This is a genomic window from Sphingopyxis sp. sgz302558 (assembly GCF_057220455.1).
In genome coordinates this window covers 820,756-842,533 of sequence record NZ_JBXPUZ010000001.1, presented here as the reverse complement: position 1 = coordinate 842,533, position 21,778 = coordinate 820,756, and the positions used below count along the sequence as shown (strand labels likewise).

At 63.3% G+C, this 21,778-nt stretch carries 21 protein-coding genes; 5 read left to right on the top strand and 16 right to left on the bottom strand.

Going from position 1 to position 21,778, the window contains the following annotated elements; genetic code table 11:
• Nucleotides 1–7 precede the first annotated feature (7 nt).
• The 11 genes from lpdA to AC2TC0_RS04100 form a co-directional block, all read right to left on the bottom strand.
• Complete coding sequence (lpdA, locus tag AC2TC0_RS04150) at nt 8–1,408, bottom strand: dihydrolipoyl dehydrogenase (protein WP_484716215.1); 1,401 nt, start codon at nt 1,406–1,408, stop codon at nt 8–10.
• Between the two features lie 11 nt (nt 1,409–1,419).
• Nucleotides 1,420–2,628, bottom strand: a complete 1,209-nt coding sequence (gene odhB / locus AC2TC0_RS04145; protein WP_484716214.1) for a 2-oxoglutarate dehydrogenase complex dihydrolipoyllysine-residue succinyltransferase — start codon at nt 2,626–2,628, stop codon at nt 1,420–1,422.
• 88 nt (nt 2,629–2,716) lie between these two features.
• Nucleotides 2,717–5,530: a 2-oxoglutarate dehydrogenase E1 component gene (locus AC2TC0_RS04140; RefSeq protein WP_484716213.1), complete on the bottom strand. Its 2,814-nt coding sequence runs from the start codon at nt 5,528–5,530 to the stop codon at nt 2,717–2,719.
• Between the two features lie 21 nt (nt 5,531–5,551).
• Nucleotides 5,552–6,448, bottom strand: coding sequence for a succinate--CoA ligase subunit alpha (sucD, locus tag AC2TC0_RS04135; protein WP_484716212.1), 897 nt, complete (start codon nt 6,446–6,448; stop codon nt 5,552–5,554).
• A gap of 12 nt (nt 6,449–6,460) precedes the next feature.
• Nucleotides 6,461–6,682 (bottom strand): hypothetical protein, encoded by a 222-nt coding sequence (locus AC2TC0_RS04130; protein WP_484716211.1) that lies wholly within the window; start codon nt 6,680–6,682, stop codon nt 6,461–6,463.
• A 39-nt stretch (nt 6,683–6,721) separates the two neighbouring features.
• Nucleotides 6,722–7,684 (bottom strand): malate dehydrogenase, encoded by a 963-nt coding sequence (gene mdh / locus AC2TC0_RS04125; RefSeq protein WP_484716210.1) that lies wholly within the window; start codon nt 7,682–7,684, stop codon nt 6,722–6,724.
• A gap of 130 nt (nt 7,685–7,814) precedes the next feature.
• Nucleotides 7,815–9,194: a M20/M25/M40 family metallo-hydrolase gene (locus tag AC2TC0_RS04120; protein ID WP_484716209.1), complete on the bottom strand. Its 1,380-nt coding sequence runs from the start codon at nt 9,192–9,194 to the stop codon at nt 7,815–7,817.
• Between the two features lie 20 nt (nt 9,195–9,214).
• The gene (zapE, locus tag AC2TC0_RS04115; protein WP_484716208.1) at nt 9,215–10,315 is read right to left on the bottom strand and encodes a cell division protein ZapE; all 1,101 of its coding nucleotides are present in this window, start codon (nt 10,313–10,315) and stop codon (nt 9,215–9,217) included.
• A gap of 159 nt (nt 10,316–10,474) precedes the next feature.
• The gene (locus AC2TC0_RS04110; RefSeq protein ID WP_484716207.1) at nt 10,475–11,101 is read right to left on the bottom strand and encodes a PEPxxWA-CTERM sorting domain-containing protein; all 627 of its coding nucleotides are present in this window, start codon (nt 11,099–11,101) and stop codon (nt 10,475–10,477) included.
• A gap of 123 nt (nt 11,102–11,224) precedes the next feature.
• Complete coding sequence (locus tag AC2TC0_RS04105) at nt 11,225–11,764, bottom strand: PaaI family thioesterase (protein ID WP_484716206.1); 540 nt, start codon at nt 11,762–11,764, stop codon at nt 11,225–11,227.
• Complete coding sequence (locus tag AC2TC0_RS04100; protein ID WP_484716205.1) at nt 11,761–12,543, bottom strand: succinate dehydrogenase iron-sulfur subunit; 783 nt, start codon at nt 12,541–12,543, stop codon at nt 11,761–11,763. The genes AC2TC0_RS04105 and AC2TC0_RS04100 overlap by 4 nt, the downstream gene beginning before the upstream one ends.
• A 147-nt stretch (nt 12,544–12,690) precedes the next feature.
• Between AC2TC0_RS04100 and AC2TC0_RS04095 the strand changes: the two genes are divergently transcribed.
• Nucleotides 12,691–14,217 (top strand): oligosaccharide flippase family protein, encoded by a 1,527-nt coding sequence (locus AC2TC0_RS04095; protein WP_484716204.1) that lies wholly within the window; start codon nt 12,691–12,693, stop codon nt 14,215–14,217.
• Here AC2TC0_RS04095 and AC2TC0_RS04090 read toward each other — a convergent pair.
• A complete protein-coding gene (locus AC2TC0_RS04090; RefSeq protein WP_484716203.1) occupies nt 14,203–15,132 on the bottom strand; it encodes an alpha/beta hydrolase in 930 nt (309 codons plus the stop codon). The two genes, AC2TC0_RS04095 and AC2TC0_RS04090, sit on opposite strands and share 15 nt — an antisense overlap.
• Nucleotides 15,133–15,245: 113 nt before the next feature.
• Here AC2TC0_RS04090 and AC2TC0_RS04085 point away from each other — a divergent pair, with 113 nt between their 5' ends.
• The 4 genes from AC2TC0_RS04085 to AC2TC0_RS04070 are packed head-to-tail and all read left to right on the top strand — an operon-like array spanning nt 15,246 to nt 18,646.
• Nucleotides 15,246–16,040 carry a DUF1499 domain-containing protein gene (locus AC2TC0_RS04085; protein ID WP_484716202.1) on the top strand — a complete coding sequence of 265 codons (795 nt, stop codon included), beginning with the start codon at nt 15,246–15,248 and terminating at the stop codon, nt 16,038–16,040.
• Nucleotides 16,041–16,047: 7 nt separating this feature from the next.
• Entirely contained in the window at nt 16,048–17,133 is a 1,086-nt protein-coding gene (locus tag AC2TC0_RS04080; protein WP_484716201.1) for an Rv3169 family protein, read from the top strand.
• Nucleotides 17,130–18,173 (top strand): phosphotransferase family protein, encoded by a 1,044-nt coding sequence (locus AC2TC0_RS04075; protein WP_484716200.1) that lies wholly within the window; start codon nt 17,130–17,132, stop codon nt 18,171–18,173. Before AC2TC0_RS04080 ends, AC2TC0_RS04075 begins: the two co-directional genes overlap by 4 nt.
• Nucleotides 18,174–18,190: 17 nt before the next feature.
• Entirely contained in the window at nt 18,191–18,646 is a 456-nt protein-coding gene (locus tag AC2TC0_RS04070; RefSeq protein WP_484716199.1) for a DUF2721 domain-containing protein, read from the top strand.
• Between the two features lie 71 nt (nt 18,647–18,717).
• Here the strand turns inward: AC2TC0_RS04070 and rpsI are convergent, their stop codons facing one another.
• The 4 genes from rpsI to AC2TC0_RS04050 form a co-directional block, all read right to left on the bottom strand.
• Nucleotides 18,718–19,212 carry a 30S ribosomal protein S9 gene (rpsI, locus tag AC2TC0_RS04065; protein ID WP_484716198.1) on the bottom strand — a complete coding sequence of 165 codons (495 nt, stop codon included), beginning with the start codon at nt 19,210–19,212 and terminating at the stop codon, nt 18,718–18,720.
• Nucleotides 19,212–19,691, bottom strand: coding sequence for a 50S ribosomal protein L13 (gene rplM / locus AC2TC0_RS04060; protein ID WP_484716478.1), 480 nt, complete (start codon nt 19,689–19,691; stop codon nt 19,212–19,214). The genes rpsI and rplM overlap by 1 nt, the downstream gene beginning before the upstream one ends.
• A gap of 144 nt (nt 19,692–19,835) precedes the next feature.
• Nucleotides 19,836–20,516, bottom strand: coding sequence for a hypothetical protein (locus tag AC2TC0_RS04055; RefSeq protein ID WP_484716197.1), 681 nt, complete (start codon nt 20,514–20,516; stop codon nt 19,836–19,838).
• An 89-nt stretch (nt 20,517–20,605) separates the two neighbouring features.
• Entirely contained in the window at nt 20,606–21,646 is a 1,041-nt protein-coding gene (locus AC2TC0_RS04050) for a COX15/CtaA family protein (protein ID WP_484716196.1), read from the bottom strand.
• Nucleotides 21,647–21,778: the final 132 nt, after the last annotated feature.

Here is a 21,778-nt window from a genome sequence, read left to right as displayed (position 1 = left end):
TTTCGCGCTAGATATGGATCGGCTTGCCTGTCACCGCCATCGCCGCTTCCTTCAGCGCCTCGGCATGGGTCGGATGGGCGTGGCAAGTGAGCGCGATATCTTCACTGGTCGCGCCGAATTCCATCGCAACAGCAGCTTCTGCGATCATAGAGCCCGCGACACTCGCGATAATCCACACGCCCAGCACCTTGTCACTGTCGGCGTCGGCGATGACCTTGACCAGCCCGTCAGTCTGGCGGTTGGTCTTGGCGCGGCTGTTGGCCATCATTGGGAATTTGCCAATCTTGACGGGCCCGCGCGCCTTCGCCTGCTCCTCGGTCAGACCGACGCCCGCGATCTCGGGAAAGGTATAGACGACCGACGGGATGACGGCGTGGTTCACGATACCGGTGTGGCCCGCGATATTGTCGGCGCAGGCAACGCCTTCATCCTCGGCCTTGTGCGCCAGCATCGGGCCGGGAATGACATCGCCGATCGCCCAGATGCCGGGGACAGTGGTGCGGAAATCATGGTCCGTTTCGATCTGCCCGCGCGCGTTGACGGCGAGCCCCGCCTTGTCGAGCGCCAGCCCGTCGGTGTTGGGACGGCGACCGATGGCGACCAGCACGACGTCGGCGTCGAGCGTTTCGGCTGCACCGCCTTTTGCGGGCTCCATCGTCAGCGTCGCTTTCTTGCCCTTCACACTGCAGCCGGTGACTTTGGTGCCGGTGCGGATGGTGAAGCCTTGTTTCTTGAAAATCTTGTTCGCTTCCTTGCGGATATCATCGTCCATGCCGGGCAGGATTTGATCGAGAAATTCGACGACGATCACCTCGGCGCCCAGCCGCCGCCACACGCTGCCCAGTTCCAGCCCGATCACGCCGCCGCCGATCACGACCATCTTTTTCGGGACGGCTTTGAGCGTCAGCGCGCCGGTCGAGTCGACCACCACGCCCTTGTCATTGTCGATGGTGACGCCGGGCAGCGGGGTGACGCTGGAGCCGGTGGCAACGAGGATATTCTTGGCGGTGTAGCTGGTGCCGCCGACATCAATCGTGTTGACGCCGGTAAAGGCGGCGTGCCCCTTCAGCCAGTCGACCTTGTTCTTCTTGAACAGAAATTCGATCCCGCCGGTCAGCTCGCCGACCGCCTTGTCCTTTTCCGCCAGCATCGCCGCGACGTCGAGTTTGGCGGTGCCAAAGCTCATGCCATATTTGGCCAGATGCCCGCCCGCGACCTCGTCATAGAGTTCGGAGGCATGGAGCAGAGCCTTTGAAGGGATGCACCCGACGTTGAGGCAGGTGCCGCCCAATGTCGCGCGGCTTTCCACGCACGCGACCTTAAGCCCATGCTGTGCCGCGCGGATCGCGGCGACATAGCCGCCGGGGCCAGCGCCGATGACAATGAGGTCGTAGTTGGTGTCAGTCATTGTTCACGCCCTTACAAATCCACCAACAAACGGCCCGGATCCTCAATCGCTTCCTTGATCGTCTTCAGGAAGGTCACCGCCTCACGCCCGTCGATCAGGCGGTGGTCGTAGCTGAGTGCCAGATACATCATCGGACGGATGACAATTTGCCCGTCGCGCACGACGGGGCGGTCTTCGATGCGGTGGAGGCCGAGCACCGCCGACTGCGGCGGGTTGATGATCGGAGTGGACATGAGCCCGCCGAAAACGCCACCGTTGGAAATGGTGAAGGTGCCGCCGGTCATGTCCTCCATGGTCAGCGTGCCATCCTTGGCGCGGCGGCCAAGATCAGCGATCGCCTTTTCAATGTCGGCAAAGGACATGGCGTCGGCGTTGCGGACCACCGGCACGACCAGCCCATTGGGTGCGCTGACCGCCACCGAAACGTCGAGATAGTCGAAATAGACGATTTCATCACCGTCGATGCGCGCGTTGACCGCAGGGATGGTCTTGGCTGCGAGCGCCGCCGCCTTGGTGAAAAAGCTCATGAAACCCAGACGCACGCCATGCTTTTTCTCGAACATGTCGCGGTAGCGGTCGCGCAGCGCCATCACTTCCGACATATCGCAGTCGTTGAAGGTGGTCAGCATCGCCGCAGTTTCCTGTGCGGATTTCAGGCGCTTGGCGATGGTTTGCCGCATCCGCGTCATCTTCACGCGCTCTTCGCGGCGGGCTCCTGTGGGGGCGGCGGCGGGCGCGGGCGCGGGGATCGGCGCCGCAACCGGCGCGGGCGCGGCTTCCGGCGCGGCGTTGGCGGCAGCGAGCACATCTTCCTTGGTCAGGCGGCCGTCTTTGCCGCTGCCCTTGATCTTGCTGGGGTCAAGGCCGTGCTCAAGCACCAGACGGCGCACGGCGGGCGACAGGGTCGTGACATTGTCGACCGCTTCGGCGGCAGGCGGTGCAGTTACAACCGCCGCCGGAGCCGCCTTGGCAGCGACCGCTTCCCCGGTCTCGATGCTGCCAATTACCGCACCGACACCGACGGTGTCGCCCGCTGCATAACCATGCGCGCCCATCACGCCTGCAACGGGGGCAAGCACCTCGACCGCCACCTTGTCGGTTTCGAGGCTAGCGATGGGCTCGTCAGCGGCTACCGCTTCGCCCGGCTGTTTCAACCACTCGCCGATCGTGGCTTCGGTCACACTTTCGCCCAATGTGGGGACTTTGACTTCGGTGCTCATTTTCGTTTCTCTTTGTTGTTCCCCTGCCAAAGCAGCGGTCCAGCTTCTGTCTTATCCGCTCTGGACCCCGGCAATCGCCGGGGCACAGTTATTTCCGCGTCCGCCGGATTTCCGCACGGCGGCTCAGCCCCAGTGCATCGGCGACCAGCGCGGCCTGTTCGGTCTGGTGGCGCGACATCAGGCCGGTGGCTGGCGATGCCGCCGCGAGCCGGCCGGCGTAGCGCGGGCGCATGCCCTTTTTGCCCGCCACCGTCAGCGCCTCTTCGATATAGGGTTCCACGAAAGACCAGCTGCCATTGTTCTTCGGCTCTTCCTGCGCCCAGACGACGTCTTCGAGGCTTGGCATGCGCGACAGGCGCAGCGCCAGCGGATCCCCGGGGAAGGGGTAAAGCTGTTCGATGCGGATCACCGTCGTGTCCGCCTGGCCCGCCGCATCGCGCGCCTCCATCAGATCATAACCAACTTTGCCCGAACACAATACGACGCGCTTCACATCGGCATCGGCGGGCGGGGTGCGGTCGGACATGATGCGGCGGAAATGCGCCTCGCCAATAAAATCGCGGCGCAGCGAAACGGCGAGTTTGTGCCGCAACAGCGATTTGGGCGTCATGATGACCAGCGGCTTGCGGAACGGGCGCAGCATTTGGCGGCGCAACACATGGAAGTAATTGGATGGTGTTGAGATATTGCACACCTGAATATTGTCGCTGGCGCACAGCTGGAGAAAGCGTTCGAGCCGCGCTGAACTATGTTCGGGCCCTTGCCCTTCATAGCCATGCGGGAGAAGCATCACGAGCCCATTGGCGCGCAACCATTTCGCCTCGCCCGCCGCAATAAACTGGTCGATCATGATCTGCGCGCCATTGGCGAAGTCGCCGAACTGCGCCTCCCACAGCACCAGCGCTTTGGGGTCGGCCATGGCATAGCCATATTCAAAGCCGAGCACGCCATATTCGGACAGCGGCGAGTCCAGCACCTCGAACCGGCCATGCGGCACAGTGGTGAGCGGGATATATTTTTCTTCCGTGTTCTGATCGACCCAGACGGCGTGGCGCTGGCTGAAGGTGCCGCGCCCCGAATCCTGCCCCGACAGGCGGACCTGATAGCCTTCGCTGAGCAGCGTGCCGAAGGCGAGGCTCTCGGCAGTGGCCCAGTCGAACACTTCGCCATCTTTGGCTGCGAACATCGCGCCGCGCGCCTCGATCACCCGGCGCAGCGTTTTATGCACCTCCAGCCCTTCGGGGATGGTGGTCAGCGTTCGGCCGATGCTGTCGAACAATTTGTCCGACACGCCGGTCGAAACATTGCGCCGCGCGCCTTCGGGATCGGCGGGCATATGCAGTCCAGACCAGCGCCCCGCGAACCAGTCGGCCTTGTTCGCCTTGTAGCTTTTTGCCGCGTCAAAATCGCTTTCAAGCCGCGCAACGAAGGCGGCGCGCATCGCGTCGGCTTCGTCCGCCGCGATCACGCCTTCGCGCTCCAGCCGCCCGGCATAGATGCTCGAAACCGGCGGATGCTGACGGATTTTGGCGTACATCAGCGGCTGCGTAAAGCTCGGCTCGTCGCCTTCATTGTGGCCGAAGCGGCGATAGCACCACATGTCGATGACGATGTCGCGCTTGAACTGCTGGCGAAAATCAATGGCGAGTTTGCAGGCAAAGGTTACCGCTTCGGGGTCGTCGCCGTTGACGTGCAGGATGGGCGCCTGCACCCCCTTTGCCACATCGCTGGGATAGGGCGACGATCGCGCGAATTGCGGGCTGGTTGTAAAACCGATCTGGTTGTTGACGATGAAGTGGATGCAACCGCCGGTGTTGTACCCACGTATCCCTGAGAACCCCAGGCACTCCCACACAATTCCCTGTCCGGCAAAGGCCGCGTCGCCGTGGATTAACACCGGCAGCACCTGTTCATGGCGGTCGAGGTCGCCGCGTGCCGCCTGCTGCGCGCGCACCTTACCCAGCACGACCGGATTGACCGCTTCCAGGTGCGAGGGGTTGGGGACCAGCGACATATGTACCGACACGCCGTCAAATTCACGGTCGGTGCTGGTGCCGAGATGATATTTGACGTCGCCCGACCCGCCAACATCGTCGGGGTTGGCGCTGCCGCCCGAAAATTCGTGGAAAATCACCTGATAGGGTTTGGCCATCACATTGGCGAGCATGTTCAGCCGCCCACGATGCGCCATGCCATAGACGATTTCTTTGACGCCGTACTGGCCGCCATATTTGATGATCGCTTCCATCGCCGGGATCATCGACTCGCCACCGTCAAGGCCGAAGCGCTTGGTGCCCACATATTTGCGCGCGAGATATTTCTCCCACTCCTCGGCCTCGATCACCTTGTTCAGGATCGCCTTTTTGCCGGCGGGGGAAAATTCGATATGCTTGTCGGCACCCTCCATCCGCTCCTGCAGGAAGCGGCGCTCCTCGACATCGGCGATGTGCATATATTCAAGGCCAACGGGGCCGCAGTAATTGGCCTGCAGGATCGCGACAATCTGACGGATGCTGGCTCTGTCCAACCCCAGCGCGCCGCCAAGATAGATGGGCGTATCGAGTTCAGCGCCAACAAAGCCGTGATATTCGGGCGTCAGGTCGGCCGGAATCTCCTGCTTCTGGATGCCGAGCGGATCGAGCTTCGCCGCCAGATGCCCGCGCACGCGATAGGTGCGGATCAGCATCATCGCGCGGATCGACGCATCGGCGGCGCGCGCTACATCACCATCAGCGATGGGCGCCCCGGCTTTGGCCGCCGCCGACTTGACCGCGACCTGCATCTGCATGGGGTCGAGCGCCGCGGTGAAATCACCATCGTCAACCAGCGGCCAGCCCGCGCGCGCCCAGCTGGGACCGGGTTGCACCTCGTCGGTGTCAAAGCTGATGCGTTCGATGTTCATTTTATCTCTCCGCGGACGCAGCTACACCCGCTCTTTCAGCACCCCAGCCAGCGTCTCACCTAGCAACGACGGCGACGGCGAAACTTTAATACCGGCCGCTTCCATCGCTGCGATCTTGCTTTCGGCGTCACCCTTGCCGCCCGACACGATCGCGCCGGCGTGGCCCATGCGGCGACCGGGAGGCGCGGTGCGGCCGGCGATAAAGCCAACCATCGGCTTTTTGCGGCCCTTCTTTGCCTCGTCGATCAGGAACTGCGCGGCCTGTTCTTCGGCATCGCCGCCGATTTCGCCGATCATGATGATGCTCTTGGTCGCTTCGTCGGCGAGGAACAGCTCGAGCACATCGATGAAGTTGGTGCCATTGACGGGGTCACCGCCGATGCCGACCGCAGTGGTCTGGCCGAGCCCCACATTGGTGGTCTGGAACACCGCCTCATAGGTGAGCGTGCCCGAGCGGCTGACGACGCCGACGCTGCCCTTGGAAAAGATGCTGCCCGGCATGATGCCGATCTTGCATTCGCCGGGCGTCAGGACGCCGGGGCAGTTGGGGCCGATCAGCCGCGATTTGGAACCCGAAAGCGCGCGCTTGACGCGCACCATGTCGAGCACCGGGATCCCTTCCGTAATGCACACGATCAGCGGAATTTCGGCGGCAATTGCCTCGAGGATCGAATCGGCAGCGAACGGCGGCGGGACATAGATGACGCTGGCGTCGGCGCCGGTTGCATCGCGCGCGGCGGCGACGGTGTCCCAGATGGGCAGGCCGGTTTCGGCATGCATCGTCCCGCCCTTCCCCGGCGTCACCCCGCCGACCATCTGCGTGCCATAGGCGAGCGCCTGCTGGGTATGAAAAGTCCCGGTCGCGCCGGTCATACCCTGCGTGATGACTTTGGTGTTCTTGTTGATGAGGATGGACATGACTTCTTTATCCTAGCGAAATGCCGCAGCAGCAAAGAAAGCTGCGGCAGTGAGAATCAAAACGGACAAATTTCGATCCAGCGTCGCTCGCGAGAAGAGTAGGCTGAAAAGAAAATTACCACATGCAACAACGAACCAGATCATCCCAAGTGTCGGGAAAAACCAAGTTGCAATAAACACGATCCCAAAGCCGACCAACCCTGCGACACCGTTAACAACCACGGCTTCACGCATCTTTGAGCGACCTAACTTCGTGCAAGTCGCCCCAAGCAATCATGCCAATGACGAATCCAGCGCCTTGCACGCCACCAGCAATTCCTCGACAGCATCGGTCGACACTTTGAGGTTGGCCTTTTCGGATTCCGACAGCGCGATTTCGACGATATCCTCGACACCGCCCGCGCCGATCACCACCGGAACGCCGACATAGAGCCCGTCCAGCCCATATTTGCCATCGACATAAGCGGCGCAGGCTAGGATGCGCTTCTGGTCACCCAAATAGGCCTCGGCCATCGCGATCCCCGACGCGGCAGGCGCGTAGTAGGCAGAGCCGGTACCAAGCAATGCAACAATCTCGCCGCCGCCGCTGCGCGTCCGCTTGACGATCTCGTCGAGCCGTCCCGCATCAACACCCTTGATCTTGGCGAGATCGGGGACGGGAATGCCGCTGACGGTCGAATAAGAAAGTACGGGTACCATCGTGTCGCCATGGCCGCCCAGCACGAAAGCATTCACATCGCGCACCGACACGCCAAATTCCCACGCAAGGAAGGTCGCGAACCGGGCCGAATCGAGCACGCCCGCCATGCCGACGACCATGTGATGCGGCAGGCCTGAAAATTCGCGCAGCGCCCACACCATCGCGTCCAAGGGATTGGTGATGCAGATGACAAAGGCACCGGGGCAATTGTCGCGGATGCCCTCGCCCACCGCCTTCATGACTTTGAGGTTGATGCCGAGCAGGTCGTCGCGGCTCATCCCCGGCTTGCGCGCTACCCCGGCAGTGACGATGACGACATCGGCGCCCGCGATATCCTTATAATCATTGGAACCGGTGACCTTGGCATCGAAGCCTTCGACCGGGCCGCACTGCGACAGGTCCAGCGCCTTGCCCTGCGGCACGCCTTCGACCACGTCGAACAGGACGATATCGCCCAGTTCCTTTTGCGCGGCGAGATGGGCGAGCGTGCCGCCGATGTTGCCGGCGCCCACCAGCGCGATTTTCTTGCGAGCCATGAGTCGTCCTTCCTGAAGTCCTGCAAACGGAATTGCCGCCGAATTAGGCCGATTAATGACAGCCGACAAGTCGCAATCTTGCTGCTATCAAGACTATCTTTGCAATCAGTTCGCAATAGCGATAACTTGCCTACCCAGCGACGCGGCGGAGCATTTCCATCCAGATGGGCACAGAATCGTGAAAGCCATCGGCGGCCACCCGCTCGTCGAGCCCGTGGATGCCATAGCTTTCGCCGACGCGGCTCCACAGTCCGCCAAAGCCATAAACGGGAATGCCCGCCGCGCGAAGGAAAGCGCCATCAGTCGCGCCCGCAGACTGGAAAGGGATGATCGGTGCATCCTTGAAGCGCACCCCCACGGCCGCGCGATAAGCATCGACAATGTCCTGCCGCACCGGCGACGGCACGGTTTCGGGCGTCGTCGATTTGGGCTCGACCGCCACCGTCACATCGGGCCCGGCGAGGACCTGCAGTTCCTGCCGCACGGCCTCGATGGTGACGCCGGGAAAGATGCGGCAATTGACGTTGGCTTCGGCGCGCTGCGGCAGCGCGTTCGGGGCGTGGCCGCCGCTGAGCTGGGTCGCGACGCAGCGCGTCCGCGTGCCGCCGGGATCAAAAGCCTCAAGCAGGTCAGCATTGACCCGGTCGGCGGGGTTGGCGAGGAAAGCCTGCACCAGCGCACCAAGCTGCCCCGTCTCTCCCTTGGCCAGCAGCTGATAACCCGCGCGGGTCGCGTCGTTGATCATCGGGGCAAAGCGGTGGCGCTCGATTGCCGTCAGGGCATGCGCCAGCGCGTAAATGGCATTATCGGGGCGCGGCACGCTGCTGTGTCCGCCAGGATTGGTCGCGGTTAGCTTGAAGTCGGCATAAGTTTTCTCGGCAATTTGCATGTAATAGCCGTCGACCCGCCCATCGCCATAAACCGCGCCGCCGCCTGCGTCGCTGTTCAGCGCATATTCGGCGTCGATCAGGTCGCGCCACTCGCTGGCTGCACGCCGCGCGGCGTTGCCGGTCGTTTCCTCGTCCCCGGTAAACAGTATGATGATGTCACGCGTCGGGGCGAAGTTTTCGGCGCGCAGATATTTGAGCGCCAGCAAAATGCCCGTCAGTCCCGCCTTATTGTCGTTGGTCCCGCGCCCGAGATAATAGCCGCCTTCGGCGCGAAACTCGAACGGCGGATGCTTCCAGTCGGCGGGGTTGGCGTCCACCACATCCATATGGGCCATCAGCAAAATCGGTTTTTTTCCCGACGGCTTAGAGGCCGGCCAGCGCGCGATCAGCGAACTGGTGCCGTCATGGTCTTTGATGACAACATTGGTGATGCCTGCGCGGCGAAATTCGGCGGCGAGCAGGTCAGTCAGCTGCTTGAAGGCCTGCGGCTGCCCCGCCACCGTGGGAATTTCAACGATGCGCTCAAACAGCGCCCTTTCGGCAAGGCGCCGCTCGTTATTGCCTTGCGCAAATGCTGGAGCTGCCGCCAGCAACGCCGCCAATGTGATGAGCCGCTTCATGGCAATCCCTCTCCCTCGTGTCAGCGCGGGCCGTGCCCTTCCGCCAGATAATCGTCCGACTGCATTTCAGCGAGGCGGCTTGCGGTGCGTTCAAATTCGAACGCGCCATCGCCCGCGACATAGAGCTGATCGGGCAACGCGGCCGCACTCGCCAGCAACTTGACGCGATATTCATAGAGCGCATCGATCAGCGTCACAAAGCGCGCCGCCTCGTTCCGGTTCTCCGGCCCCATGCGCGGAATGCCGACAATGAAGACTGTATGATAGCGCCGCGCGATAGCCAGATAGTCGCTCGCCCCGCGCGCCTCGCCGCACAGCCGTTTGAAGGAGAATACGGCGACGCCCTTCAAATCCTTGGGCACATGCAACGTGCGACCGCCGCCCACATCCAGCTCGTACGTCGGCACATGCGCGCGATCTTCGGGCGGGTAATCCGTCAGGCGGAAAAACGCTGCGGCCATTGCATCGCTGGCCACCTGATCGGCTGGCACAAACCAGCGCGCGCCGTCGCCGAGCCGCTGGCGGCGATAATCAGTCGGGCCGTTGAGACCGATAACCTCCATCCGCTCCTTGATCAGCGCGATGAAGGGCAGGAAATGTTCCCGGTTCAGCCCATCCTTGTACAAGTCATCGGGCGGACGGTTGCTGGTTGCGACCAAAGTCAGCCCCTGTCCGATCAGCGCGGTAAACAATCGCGACATGATCATAGCATCAGCACTGTTGTTCACGACCATTTCGTCGAAGCATAGGCAGTCAAGGTCGGCGGCCAGCGCGTTAGCAACCGGCGCGATGGGATCGCCGCTCTCCTTCGCACGCTCGGTGCGTAGGCGCGCGTGCACCTCGGCCATGAAAGCGTGGAAATGGACGCGGCGTTTACGGGTTATGGCGAGATGGTCGTAAAAAAGATCCATCAGCATCGATTTACCACGCCCGACCCCACCCCAAAGGTAGATGCCGCGCGGCGCCTCTGGCTTGCGTCCCGCAAGCCGCCAGAGCAGGCTACCGCGCTGCGGTTTGTCGGTCAGTGCACGGCGGAGCGCCGCGAGCCGCGCCGCCGCTGCGCGCTGATCCGGATCGGCGCGCAGCTCGCCTGACGCCACCAGTTGGTCATAGACAGACATGGGCGATTGGGGATCAGGCAAACTGGAAAATCTCCGGCGCGGTGCTGCACGCCCATGCCAAGCGCTTCGCCATGCCGCAACAAGCAAAACCCCGGCGGTGCATCGGCACCACCGGGGTCTGCAAATTCACAGCACCGGCCGCTACGCAGCCAGCACAGGTCAGGCGAAGCTGATCTTGCCCTGCGTCCGGCGCGAACGATAGGCGCCGCCGATCAGGCCGAAGCCCATGATCATCATCGCCCAGGTCGCCGGCTCGGGGACCGCAGCCAGCGACAGGCTGATACCGCCGAAGTTGTCGGTGGTCGGCGTATCGCGCAGGAAGGCACTGAAGTTCTGCCCACCAGCACCAACAATAATTTCTTTTGTATACACGCTGGCATTGAGCGGGTTGCTAGCATTGGCAAAAGAAAGCGCCGCCGTGCGGAAGCGGTTCGCCTGGGCCGAAGAACCAATGGTCTTGTAAGTGGTGGCATCCGAACCGAGATAATAATCAGCGCGGTTAAACCAGCCGCGTACGCAATTGGAGCCAGACGAATTGCAGCCGGAACCGTTGTTGTTGTTCCAGACGTTGACCGCCGTGAACGCACCGACCGGGGGGGCGACGAACGTCAGCAGATAGCGACCCTGTTCCAGAAACACGGTTACCGGCTGGGTCAGCGGCGTGCCCGGAGGGGTCACCACACCGGAATTGGTCTTGCCATTGACGTCGATAATGATGGAGGCTTGGGCCGGAAGGGCAAAGCCGAGCGCGGCCACACCTGCCAGCGCCAGAAACTTCGTTTTCATGAGAGAACCTTTCGATAGTGAATCGATTTGTTATGGGGAGTGCGACCTCTGACCGCTCCAATATCGACGGCGACAAAAGTTACAACCGGTTTAACCGTGTTTATGTATTGATTTGATACAGAATTAGCCCGTGACGGGTTGCGACTGCTCAGTTTCCCTCAGCGGTGAGCGACTGTCGGCCCCTGCCTTGCGGATCGTGCCTGAAAAAGCCGCGACAATGTGACGGTCGCCTGGGCCCTGCACGACCGTGCCGCGCAGGAATACCAGCCGCCCGGTTTCGCGGACCAGCTCGACTACTGCGTCCATGGGTTCGTTGATACGCCCACCGCCCACGAACTGCGTGCTCAAATCCAGCGTCACCGAAAAGCCCGCGTTGAGCGACCCGAACTGGTGCGCGGCAGCGAATAGCGCAACATCAATCAGCGCCAGCGTCACCGCGCCGTGCACGGCATTGCCCAGATTGCTGTGCTTGTGCGAAGGGTGCATCCGCACCCGCGCCACCGGGCGGCCATCGGGCATCGGGGGCTCGCGCCGGACGCTTAACGGTTCGATAAAGCCGTTGAAACGGGTCGCATCTTTCAGGTTCCAGCTGAGCCAGCCGTCCTGCCCCGCCACCGCATCAAAATGCGCGGGAGGCGGGGGTTCCTCTATCCCATCGTTCAAGCAGCGCGCTCCGCCGTCATTTTCTTGACCTCGGCGATTGCCCGTGCGGGGTTGAGGCCCTTGGGACAGGCGTTGGCGCAATTCATGATGGTGTGGCAGCGATAGAGGCGGAACGGGTCCTCGAGCTCGTCGAGCCGTTCGCCGGTGAGTTCATCGCGGCTGTCGGCGAGCCAGCGATAGGCCTGGAGCAGGATGGCGGGGCCGAGGAATTTGTCGCTGTTCCACCAATAGCTGGGGCAGCTGGTTGAGCAGCAAGCACACAGGATGCATTCGTAAAGCCCGTCGAGCTTTTCGCGATCCTCCGGGCTTTGCAGCCGTTCCTTGCCCGACGGCGTGGTCGTCTTGGTCTTCAGCCACGGTTCGATGCTGGCATATTGCGCATAGAAGTGGGTGAAATCGGGGACGAGGTCCTTGATCACCTCCATATGCGGCAGTGGGGTAATTTGCACGTCGCCCTTGCAATCCTCGATCGCCGTCGTGCAGGCGAGTCCGTTCTTGCCATTGATGTTCATCGAACAGCTGCCGCAAATCCCCTCGCGGCACGAGCGGCGGAAGGTGAGCGTCGAATCCTGCTCGGATTTCATCTTGATGAGCGCGTCGAGCACCATTGGACCGCAATTGTCGAGGTCGATCTCGAACGTGTCATAGTGCGGATTCTTGCCGCTGTCGGGGTCGTAACGATAGACTTTGAAGCGTTTGACGTTGCTCGCGCCCGCGGCACTGTGGACCGTGCCGTCCTTCGTGGGACGGCTGTTGGCGGGCAAACGAAACTCGGCCATCGTGATAAAGACTCCGATCAACAGCCGGACGCCAATACGTCCGACGTGGCGGAGTTAGTCCTGCCCAACAGGCGTTTCAAGCGCCAATTGGCGCTTACGACAAGCCGCTGGCAGTAAAGCAAGCGCGCGGCTATGCCCGCCCCCAGCATGACCCACGCCAGACCGCCTGTTGCCAGCGCCAGCCATCGCGTCGCGCGCGGCATCGGCACGACAGTGCTGGCGCGGCTGGGGGCACTGGTCGAAATCATTGCCCAGCCGCTCTATGTGCTGATGTTCGGGCTGACCGGTTACGGTCTGCACGCGGTGCTGTGGGCTGCCATCAACCTTGCTGAGAATATCTTTGATCTGGGCATGACCAGCGCACTGCAGCGGACCGTGCCGCGCAGCGCCGACGATGCGGAAGCGGCGACAGCGCTGCGCACCGCGCTGCTGCTGGGGGTTGCCCCATGTCTGGTCGTGGCCATCGTCGTTGCGGCGGCGGCTCCGCAGCTCGCACCGTTGGTCAATGTCGCGGAAGCCGATGCAGACAAAGTGACCCCCGCCATCCAGCTGTTCGTCTGGGCGTTGCCGCTTTGGGCATTTGTCGAGATCGCGACCTCGGCGCTGCGCGCGCGGATGTTGTTTGGGGCGGAAATCCGGCTGCGGATCTTCTGGGAGCAGCTGATCCGCTTGGCGCTGGCAGCTGTGCTCTTTGCCGCTGGGTGGGGGCTGATGAGCCTGTTCGCGGCGCATCTGGCATCGCTCGCCATCACCGCGCTGCTGTCGGTGCGCTTGCTGGCGCGCCATTATGACCTGCGGCTGATGCTGCACAGCGGCTGGCCGCCCGTCGCGCATGACACGGCGCTGGCGGGGCTGTCGGTGTTGCCCTCCAATCTGGTCGCGCGGCTTTATGGCGATGCACCAACTTTGCTGCTCAACCAAATGCTGCCCGGCGCGGCGGGAGCGGCGGCAGGCGGGCTGTTCACCGTCGCGCGCAAGCTTTCCAGCGTCGTGCAGCTGGTGCGCACTGCCTTTGTTCACGTCCTCGCACCGCTCGCGGCGAGCAGCGAACGCCACGACCGCGCGGAGGTTCAGGAGATCTATGCTTATGCGGTGCGGCTGATCACCGCGCTGGCGCTGCCGCTGGCTGCGGTGCTGGCGGCGGGGGCGGGCAAGTTGCTGACCTTGTTTGGTCCCGGCGCGGGCGTGGCCGAGGCGGCGGTCATCACCCTGTTCGCTGCGCGCGCGGTCGAGGCCATAGTGGGAATATCCGTGCCGGTCCTTCAGGTGGTTGCAGCTTTCCGCCACCAATTGGCCGCAAGCTTTGCCGGACTGGCGGCGGCGCTATTGACCGGTTTGCTTTTGTCCAATCTGGTCGCGCCGCTCACGGCGGTAACGCTGGCGGTAGCGGCAGGGCTGGTCACAAGTGCCGCCATTCCGCTAGCGCAGTTATGGCGGGCCGAAACGTTGCACCCCTTTACCGCCGCCTTTCCACGCGTGCTGGCGCTGGCGCTGGCGGTGGCAGCAGGCGGGGCCGCGCTGATGCTGCTCGCCGCGCGCCTGCCCGATGCAATCGCACTCGTGCTACTGGTCGCAATTGCGCTGGCAAGCATTTGGGTCTCGCTGCGCTTTGCTCTGCCACATGCCGACCGGCTATCGCTGGGTCAGGTAGGGCGCACATTACGACTGGGGTGATGGCTCCTTGGGCAGCTGCCGCGCGGTCACTCCGCGCAGAAATTCGATCATCTCGGGCAGCACGGCCGGCCCCCTGAACTGCAACGGACCGGTTAGCGCCATCACCAGATCATTATGGCTGAGATCGTCATAGACCCGCAGCTGCGCCGACCCGCCTGCCTTGGCCATGGCGGCGGCCAAATTCTTGCTATTGCGCACCCGCACCACCGTGTCGGCGCTGCCATGCCCCAGCCACAGCGGCGGCGCATCGGCGCGCACGAAGCTGATGGGCTGGGTGCGCTCTAATGGCCGGATGTCGCCCATCGCCACGTCGGCACGGCCGCCCTTTTCAAACGGAATGAAGTCATAGGGGCCCGCCAGCGCCGCCACCCCGCGGATGACGCCAGCGTCGCTGCCTGCCGCCTTCATCCATTGCGGATCGAGCCCCAGCATGACCGCATTATAGGCGCCCGCCGAATGGCCCGACAGTGCGATGCGCGCGGGATCTCCGCCATAATTGCTAATGTTCCGCTCGGTCCACACCACCGCTGCTGCGCTGTCTTCCAGAAAATCGGGCCAATGGCCGTCGGGGACAATGCGGTAATCCGGGATAACAACAATGAAGCCAGCCCGCGCAAAGGCGCGCCCGGCAAAGCCATAGTCGTCGCGCGCGCCGCTGTACCAGCCGCCACCATAGAGCCAGACCAGTACCGGCAATCGATCGGACTTTCGCGTGCCAGCGGGAACCCAGATATTCAGCTTGTTGCGTGGTCCCGGACCATAGGGTTGCCCCTGCACCTGTAGGGTCGCACCATCGCCGCCGCCCAACAGCCGGTCTCCGCTGTTAAGCGATTTGGCCCCACCCGACACGACTAGCTTCGCCGCTCCGCCAAACAGGACCATGAGCAGCAGCACCAGAAACAACAGCTTGAGCAAGCGTCCTCCTTTGCGCGTAATCGGTGTCATAGCTTGCCTTCGTCCGCGCCGTGCCTATCGTGACGCAATGCGCTATCAGCCATGATAGCCCGACAGGCAAGCTGGGAGAGCAGATGATGAGTTCCGTTACGACTGAAAGCCCGCGCGGTTGGGGCCTAAGGGTCAGCAATCTGGCCCGTTTGATGGCGATCATAGCCGCGCTTATCGCCCTCGGTGCAATGGCAGCGGCCTGGCTTGGGATCGCCGAGCCACTGCAGGGCTTTCTGTGGTTCCGTACCGGCGTGTTTGTGGCGGCCGGAGCGCTGTTCGTCAGCCTGCTTGCACTGTGCATCCACGCCATCAAGAAGAGCGCGTCGATGGGCCGAATTGGCCTTGCCTGGCTGCTCGCTGCGCCAATTGTTGCCTACGCCGCCTTTTTCATCAGCCAGGCGCAGAAAGTCCCTGCGCTGCACGACATCACTACCGATCTGGCCAATCCGCCGCAGTTCACCGCGATCAAGCTGCGCGGCGACCTCAACCAGATTGTGCCTGATGGTGGTCGGGCTGACCTAAAGGCACTGACCCCGGCGCAGCGCCGCGCGCGGCTGCATGCCGAGGCATATCCCGACCTTCAGCCCATCATGGTTCCGATGACAATCCCGCAGACGGTCGAGCGCATCACTGCACAAGCGCGTGCGCGCGGGTGGGAGGTCGTGCTGGTCGACCCTTCGCGTGGGCGGGTTGAGGCGACCGAGACCGTTTCGGTGTTCCGGTTCAAGGACGATATTGTGTTCCGCGTGGTGCCGGACCCAGCCGACGACCGGCGTAGCATGGTCGATGCGCGCTCGGTCAGCCGGGTCGGCATCAGCGATGTCGGCGTGAACGCGCGGCGAATCAGGACGGCGTTTGACGAACTGGCGGCGAACTGACCCGCTGATGCTCACCAAAGGCGATGATTTCCCGCTGCATCAGACCAGCGAACCTATTGCCTTCGCCGGGACCGACCGGAATTTTTACGACCGCTATTTCTTCAACGGTTATAGTCCCGACGGGTCGATCTTCTTCGCCGTTGCAATGGGGTTTTACCCGCAGCTCGGCATTGTCGATGCCAGTTTTTGTGTGTTGGTGGATGGGGTCCAATACAACCTGCGCGCCAGTCGCCGGTCGGGGGGCGAGCGGCTGGACCTGTGCGTTGGCCCGGTCAGCATCAGCATCGATGTGCCGCTGGAGCGGTTGACGCTGGCCCTCGCGGAGAACGACGGCCCCACCCGCGCCGAACTGACCTTCACAGGGCGGCATTTCCCGATCGAAGAGCCGCGCTTCATCCGCCGCACCGGCACACGGCTGTTCATGGATTACACGCGGCTGACGCAGAACGGCCATTGGTCGGGCTGGGTCGACGTGGCCGGACAGCGGCACGCGGTAACGGGCTGGGCCGGCACCCGCGACCGCAGCTGGGGTATCCGCCCGGTGGGTAATGCCGACAGCCAGCCCCCGCCCGAAGGCGCGTTCAGCCAGTTTTTCTGGATCTGGACGCCAATGAACTTCGCCGACCGGTCGCTGTTTTTCCACAGCAACGATGATGGCGATGGCAATCCGTGGAACCGGCGTGCAGTGGAAGTTGGCGAAGGTGGCGCGGAGCGTCATTTCGCGGCGGCGCACTTTGCCATCGATTGGCAACCCGGAACGCGGCGGATTGCGCGGGCTAAAGTGGTGTTGGAACCGGGCCGCACGCTGACCCTGATCCCCACCGGCCCGGTCTTCGCCATGAGCGGGCTGGGTTATACCCATCCGGTCTGGGGGCATGGCCGTGATCACGGGCCGGAGCCCGTTTTCGCGCACGATAGCCTGAGCGAGGCCGAGCGCGGTTGGGGCAATCCGCTGGCGCTGCACATCCAGGCGTTGGTGTCCGCCGAGCTGGCGGAAGGTTCGCAGGTGCATCGTGGCATGGGCGTGCTCGAACAATTGTTCGTCGGCCCGCACGCACCCACTGGCCTGACCGGATTGATGGACCCGGCGTGACGGGATTTCCCACGCGGCCCGATCACATGACGGCCGACTGGCTGGCGAACAAGCTGGGCGCGCCGCCGGGAGCGCTTCGGGGCTGGAGCAGTCGCGCCGTTGGCACCGGGCAGATGTGCGACAGTTTCCGGCTGACGCTGGACTGGGCCGCTCCGTGCGCCGACCGCCCCGCCAGCGTGATTGCCAAATGCCCCAGTCACGATGCCGCCAGCCGCCACGTCGCGGCCCTGACCGGGACCTATGTCAAAGAAGTCGGTTGGTACCGCGAGCTGCGCGGGCAGGCCAACGTTGCCGCGCCGCACTGCTATTTTGCCGATATTGCGCCCGACGATGTCGATTTCATCCTCATTCTGTCCGATCTCGCCCCGGCGCGACAGGGCGACCAGCTCGGCGGACGGGACCTGGCCGGGCTGGCCCCGTGCATTGATGAAGCCGCGCGGTTGCACGCGATGCTGTGGGACAGCCCGCGCCTCGACACGATTCCCTGGCTGAAACGCGACAATGCTGACATCGTCCGCGCGCTGTTTCCGCAGCTCTATGCCGGTTTCCGCGAACGTTACGCGACGCGGCTGAGCGCCGAAGTGCTCGATCTGGGCGCAGGCATAGTTGCCAAGCTGGACCAGTGGCTGACGCGCAAACCGGCCGGCCGCACGCTGGTGCACGGCGATCTGCGCGTCGACAACATTCTGTTTGCCCCCGATGGCACGAAATGTTGGCTCGTCGACTGGCAGACGCTGGGCATCGGCAGCGGTGCGACCGACCTTGCTTATCTGGTCGGCACGAGCATCGCCGACCCGGCGCAGCGCGATGACCGGGCTGCCTTTGGCCAATGGATTGCGGCATTGGCGCGGGCGGGCGTGGACGCCGACGACGCCGCACTGTGGACCGACTATCGGATTGGCGCGCTGAGCGGCTATTTCATGGCGGTGTTCGCTTCGATGAATGTCGAACGCACGCCGCGCGGCGATGAAATGTTCGCGGTGATGGCCGAGCGACCCGCGCGGCAAGCGCTGGAATTGGGCAGTCTGGATTTGCTTTAGAAAGACAGGGGGCGTTGGTGCAGGGACAATGGGGGGCAGAATTGGAACTGGTGGTGGCCGTGATGCAGGCCGCGCTCGCCCCGGCCTTTCTGCTCACCGCGGTCGCCGGATTGCTGAATGTCATGACGGCGCGGCTGGCGCGGGCCGTGGACCGGGCGCGCGAGTTGCAGCGCTGCTATCGCGATGCCGACGACCGCGAGCGCCGCTGGCTGGGCGCAGAATTTGACCTGATTATCCGCCGCAAAAAGCTGATTCGCCTGGCCATGCTGCTGTGCGTGGGCGGGGCCGTGCTGATCTGTTTGCTGATCGCGCTGCTGTTTATCATGGGGCTGTCGCGGCTGTCGCTGGCATGGCTGATCAAATCGCTGTTTGCGGGCGCCATGGGGCTGATTGCCGCCGCGCTGATGATGTTGCTGCGCGAAACGCGGTTGGCCGCATCGTTCGGCGAGCTGACCATCGCCCCACCCGACTGACGAGACGAAAAAGGGCGGCCCGTCGCCGGACCGCCCCCTTCCTGTTTCCACCCGTCGGCAGAAAAAGCTGTTTAGCGCTTCGAGAACTGGAAGCTGCGACGGGCCTTGGCCTTGCCGTACTTCTTGCGTTCGACCGCACGGCTGTCGCGGGTCAGGAAACCGGCCGACTTCACCACGCCGCGCAGCGCGGGTTCATAGCGGGTCAGCGCCTGCGCGATGCCGTGCTTGACGGCACCGGCCTGCCCCGACAGCCCGCCGCCCTTGACGGTGGCAACGACGTCATAGGCACCGACGCGGTCGGCAACCCCGAAGGTCTGGTTGATGACCAGACGCAGCGTCGGACGCGCGAAGTAAACTTCCTGATCGCGGCCGTTGACCGTGATCTTGCCGGTACCGGGCTTCAGCCATACGCGCGCGACCGCATCCTTGCGGCGACCGGTGGCGTAGGCACGGCCCTGCTTGTCAATCTTTTGCTCGCGCAGCGGCACGGGCGCATTGTTATTGACCGCGGGCGTGCCGCCTTCGGTCATGGTGCCGAGGTCGGCGAGGGTCTGGACATCGGACATTATGCACCCACCTTGTTCTTGCGGTTCATCGCCGCGACGTCGAGGATTTCGGGGTTCTGCGCTTCATGCGCATGTTCCGCCCCGGCAAAGACGCGCAGGTTGCGCATCTGCTGGCGACCGAGCGGGCCGCGCGGGATCATGCGCTCAACCGCTTTTTCCAGCACGCGCTCGGGGAAGCGGCCTTCGAGCACCTTTTGCGCCGTTACGCCCTTGATGCCGCCGGCATAGCCGGTGTGCTTGTAGTAAACTTTGTCGCCCAGCTTGTTGCCGGTGAAGCGCACCTTGTCGGCGTTGATGACAATGACATTGTCGCCGCAATCGACGTGCGGGGTGAACGACGGCTTGTGCTTGCCGCGCAGGATGTTGGCGATGATCGATGCCACACGGCCGACCACCAGGCCATCCGCGTCGATCAACACCCATTTCTTTTCAACCGTGGCGGCTTTGGCCGAAACGGTCGATTTGGTCAGCGCCTTCATGGCGACCTCCTCGTGATGGATGGGCGAATCGCGCGCCCCGCCAATCGGGACCGCCGCGTCGCTTCGGAGCGCGCCAATGGCGATATGCCCCGCGAAAGTCAAGCGTATCGCCGCTTTGCTGACGGGTATTATGATACCGCGTGATTATTCGGGTGCGAGGCGACGGGTGGTAGTGCCATCCAAAACGGTCCAGGCATCCGCGAACGAGCGGCGCCATTGTTCCTCACTTTGCTCGCTCACCAGACCGGTCGACGCATCAACCAACCATCGGGTGTGAAATGAAATGGTCATCGCATCATCAGTCGAGAAGCTTTGCTTTTCGAGCTGCAGCAGGTTGCAGTTGGTGGCGCGATCCCTGGAAGGGTTGAAATCCGCTTCAGGCTGCTGCCCGGCAAATCGGAGCATGTGACGCAAGTCAGCGGCGAGCAACGCCTCGCGCTCTTGGACGGGCAAAGCCAGCAGCGAGCGCGCCAACTGGCGGGCTTCGTCCGGTTGCGCAGACTGCGCCCGCGGGATCATCCCACTGGCCAGCATCTGCCATAACGCGTCAGATTCCCGCACGGTCAGCACGCCGCGCTCGACGTCGACGAGGAAAGAAACCGGCAGGCCCACCAAGGGAGACAGAATTGCCTCCATCGCTTGCCCCGCCGGCATTGCCACCGGTGCGTTGACCGATACCAATGTCGCGGTCATCCCATATCCTCGACCAATCGAATGGAATTGGACACGATAGGCGAGCTTGAACGTGGCCGCACCGCCATCCCGCAACATGCGTTCGGTTTCGACGGTGAAGCGCAGCGGATGCGCAGGCGGTTCAAAGGGCAAAACGGCCGGGACCGACGCACAATCGGGCGACACGGGTTGTGCCGCGACCGGCTGCGCCGCGCCAAGCAGCAGGAGCAGCGCCAGCCGCTTCAAACGCGCGACCCTGTGCGGTGCAGCGCCAGCACCGTCGCCAGCACTAACAGCGCGCCGATGGCCTGATGCGCGACCGCAATCCATATTGCCACGCCCGACAACACCGTCACGATGCCAAGGAGCACTTGCCCCAACACCAGCCACAACAGCAGCGCCGCTTCACGCTTGCCGCCGGCATGGCCCGCGCGGATGGCAAGGCCGACCAGCGCCGCCGCCGCGATCCACGCCCACCAGCGGTGGAGGAAGTGAATGAGAAAGGGATCGTGGGTGAAGGCGAACACCATCCCCTGCGACCAGTCGATCCCCGCGGGCATGAGAAAATCGTTCATCAGCGGCCAGGTGCTGGCGACCTGCCCGGCATTGAGCCCTGCCGTCCACGCACCGAGCAGCAGCTGGAGGGTCAGCGCCGCCGCCGCCAAAATTCCATAGCCGGTCAGCCGCGCCGGACGGTTGACGCCGGTGCGTGCGAGCTTTTGCAAATCGAGCGCAGTCCAAACCAGCCCGCTCAGGATCAGCAGCGCGGTCAGCAGATGTGCCGCCAGCCGGAAATGGCTGACGTCGGTGCGCACTTCCAGCCCCGAGGCGACCATCCACCAGCCGATCGCCCCCTGAAAGCCGATCAGCGCCAATATGGCGATCAGGCGCGGCATGTAGGTGGCAGGGACCCAGCGGCGCAGCGCGAACCACAGCAAAGGAACCGCCATCGCCGCGCCGATCAGCCGCCCCCACAGCCGGTGCAGCCATTCCCAGAAATAGATATACTGGAAATCGGCGAGCGACATGCCCTTGTTAATTTGTTGATATTCCGGGATTTGTTTGTATTTTTCAAACTCGGCCTGCCAAGCGGCGTCGGACAGCGGTGGCAGCGTGCCCAGCACCGGTTTCCACTCGGTGATCGACAGGCCTGATTCGGTCAGCCGCGTGATCCCGCCAATGATAACAATGGCGACCACCATCGCAGCGACCGCCCATAGCCAACGGGCAAGCAGCAATGGACGGGAGGCCGTGTCTGATGCGGTAAAGGGGAGCGTGGCCATAGCCGGTCTGTGATCCTGTCTCAGGGTCTTGACCCTAGTGTCCCCCGCTCGCCCCTTACCGGCGCGAACGGGTCCAGACAATATGCATGGCGCGCGGCGTGCGGGTGCGATAGGTCGCGCGCCATGCGTGCG

Coding starts and splice junctions, on each gene's coding strand:
- odhB (WP_484716214.1), bottom strand. CDS start 2,628: ATGAGCACCGAAGTCAAAGTCCCCACATTGGGCGAAAGTGTGACCGAA.
- zapE (WP_484716208.1), bottom strand. CDS start 10,315: ATGTCTGTCTATGACCAACTGGTGGCGTCAGGCGAGCTGCGCGCCGAT.
- AC2TC0_RS04130 (WP_484716211.1), bottom strand. CDS start 6,682: ATGCGTGAAGCCGTGGTTGTTAACGGTGTCGCAGGGTTGGTCGGCTTT.
- AC2TC0_RS04120 (WP_484716209.1), bottom strand. CDS start 9,194: ATGAAGCGGCTCATCACATTGGCGGCGTTGCTGGCGGCAGCTCCAGCA.
- sucD (WP_484716212.1), bottom strand. CDS start 6,448: ATGTCCATCCTCATCAACAAGAACACCAAAGTCATCACGCAGGGTATG.
- AC2TC0_RS04085 (WP_484716202.1), top strand. CDS start 15,246: ATGATGAGTTCCGTTACGACTGAAAGCCCGCGCGGTTGGGGCCTAAGG.
- rpsI (WP_484716198.1), bottom strand. CDS start 19,212: ATGTCCGATGTCCAGACCCTCGCCGACCTCGGCACCATGACCGAAGGC.
- AC2TC0_RS04050 (WP_484716196.1), bottom strand. CDS start 21,646: ATGGCCACGCTCCCCTTTACCGCATCAGACACGGCCTCCCGTCCATTG.
- lpdA (WP_484716215.1), bottom strand. CDS start 1,408: ATGACTGACACCAACTACGACCTCATTGTCATCGGCGCTGGCCCCGGC.
- AC2TC0_RS04100 (WP_484716205.1), bottom strand. CDS start 12,543: ATGGCCGAGTTTCGTTTGCCCGCCAACAGCCGTCCCACGAAGGACGGC.
- rplM (WP_484716478.1), bottom strand. CDS start 19,691: ATGAAGGCGCTGACCAAATCGACCGTTTCGGCCAAAGCCGCCACGGTT.
- AC2TC0_RS04080 (WP_484716201.1), top strand. CDS start 16,048: ATGCTCACCAAAGGCGATGATTTCCCGCTGCATCAGACCAGCGAACCT.
- AC2TC0_RS04095 (WP_484716204.1), top strand. CDS start 12,691: ATGACCCACGCCAGACCGCCTGTTGCCAGCGCCAGCCATCGCGTCGCG.
- AC2TC0_RS04110 (WP_484716207.1), bottom strand. CDS start 11,101: ATGAAAACGAAGTTTCTGGCGCTGGCAGGTGTGGCCGCGCTCGGCTTT.
- AC2TC0_RS04140 (WP_484716213.1), bottom strand. CDS start 5,530: ATGAACATCGAACGCATCAGCTTTGACACCGACGAGGTGCAACCCGGT.
- mdh (WP_484716210.1), bottom strand. CDS start 7,684: ATGGCTCGCAAGAAAATCGCGCTGGTGGGCGCCGGCAACATCGGCGGC.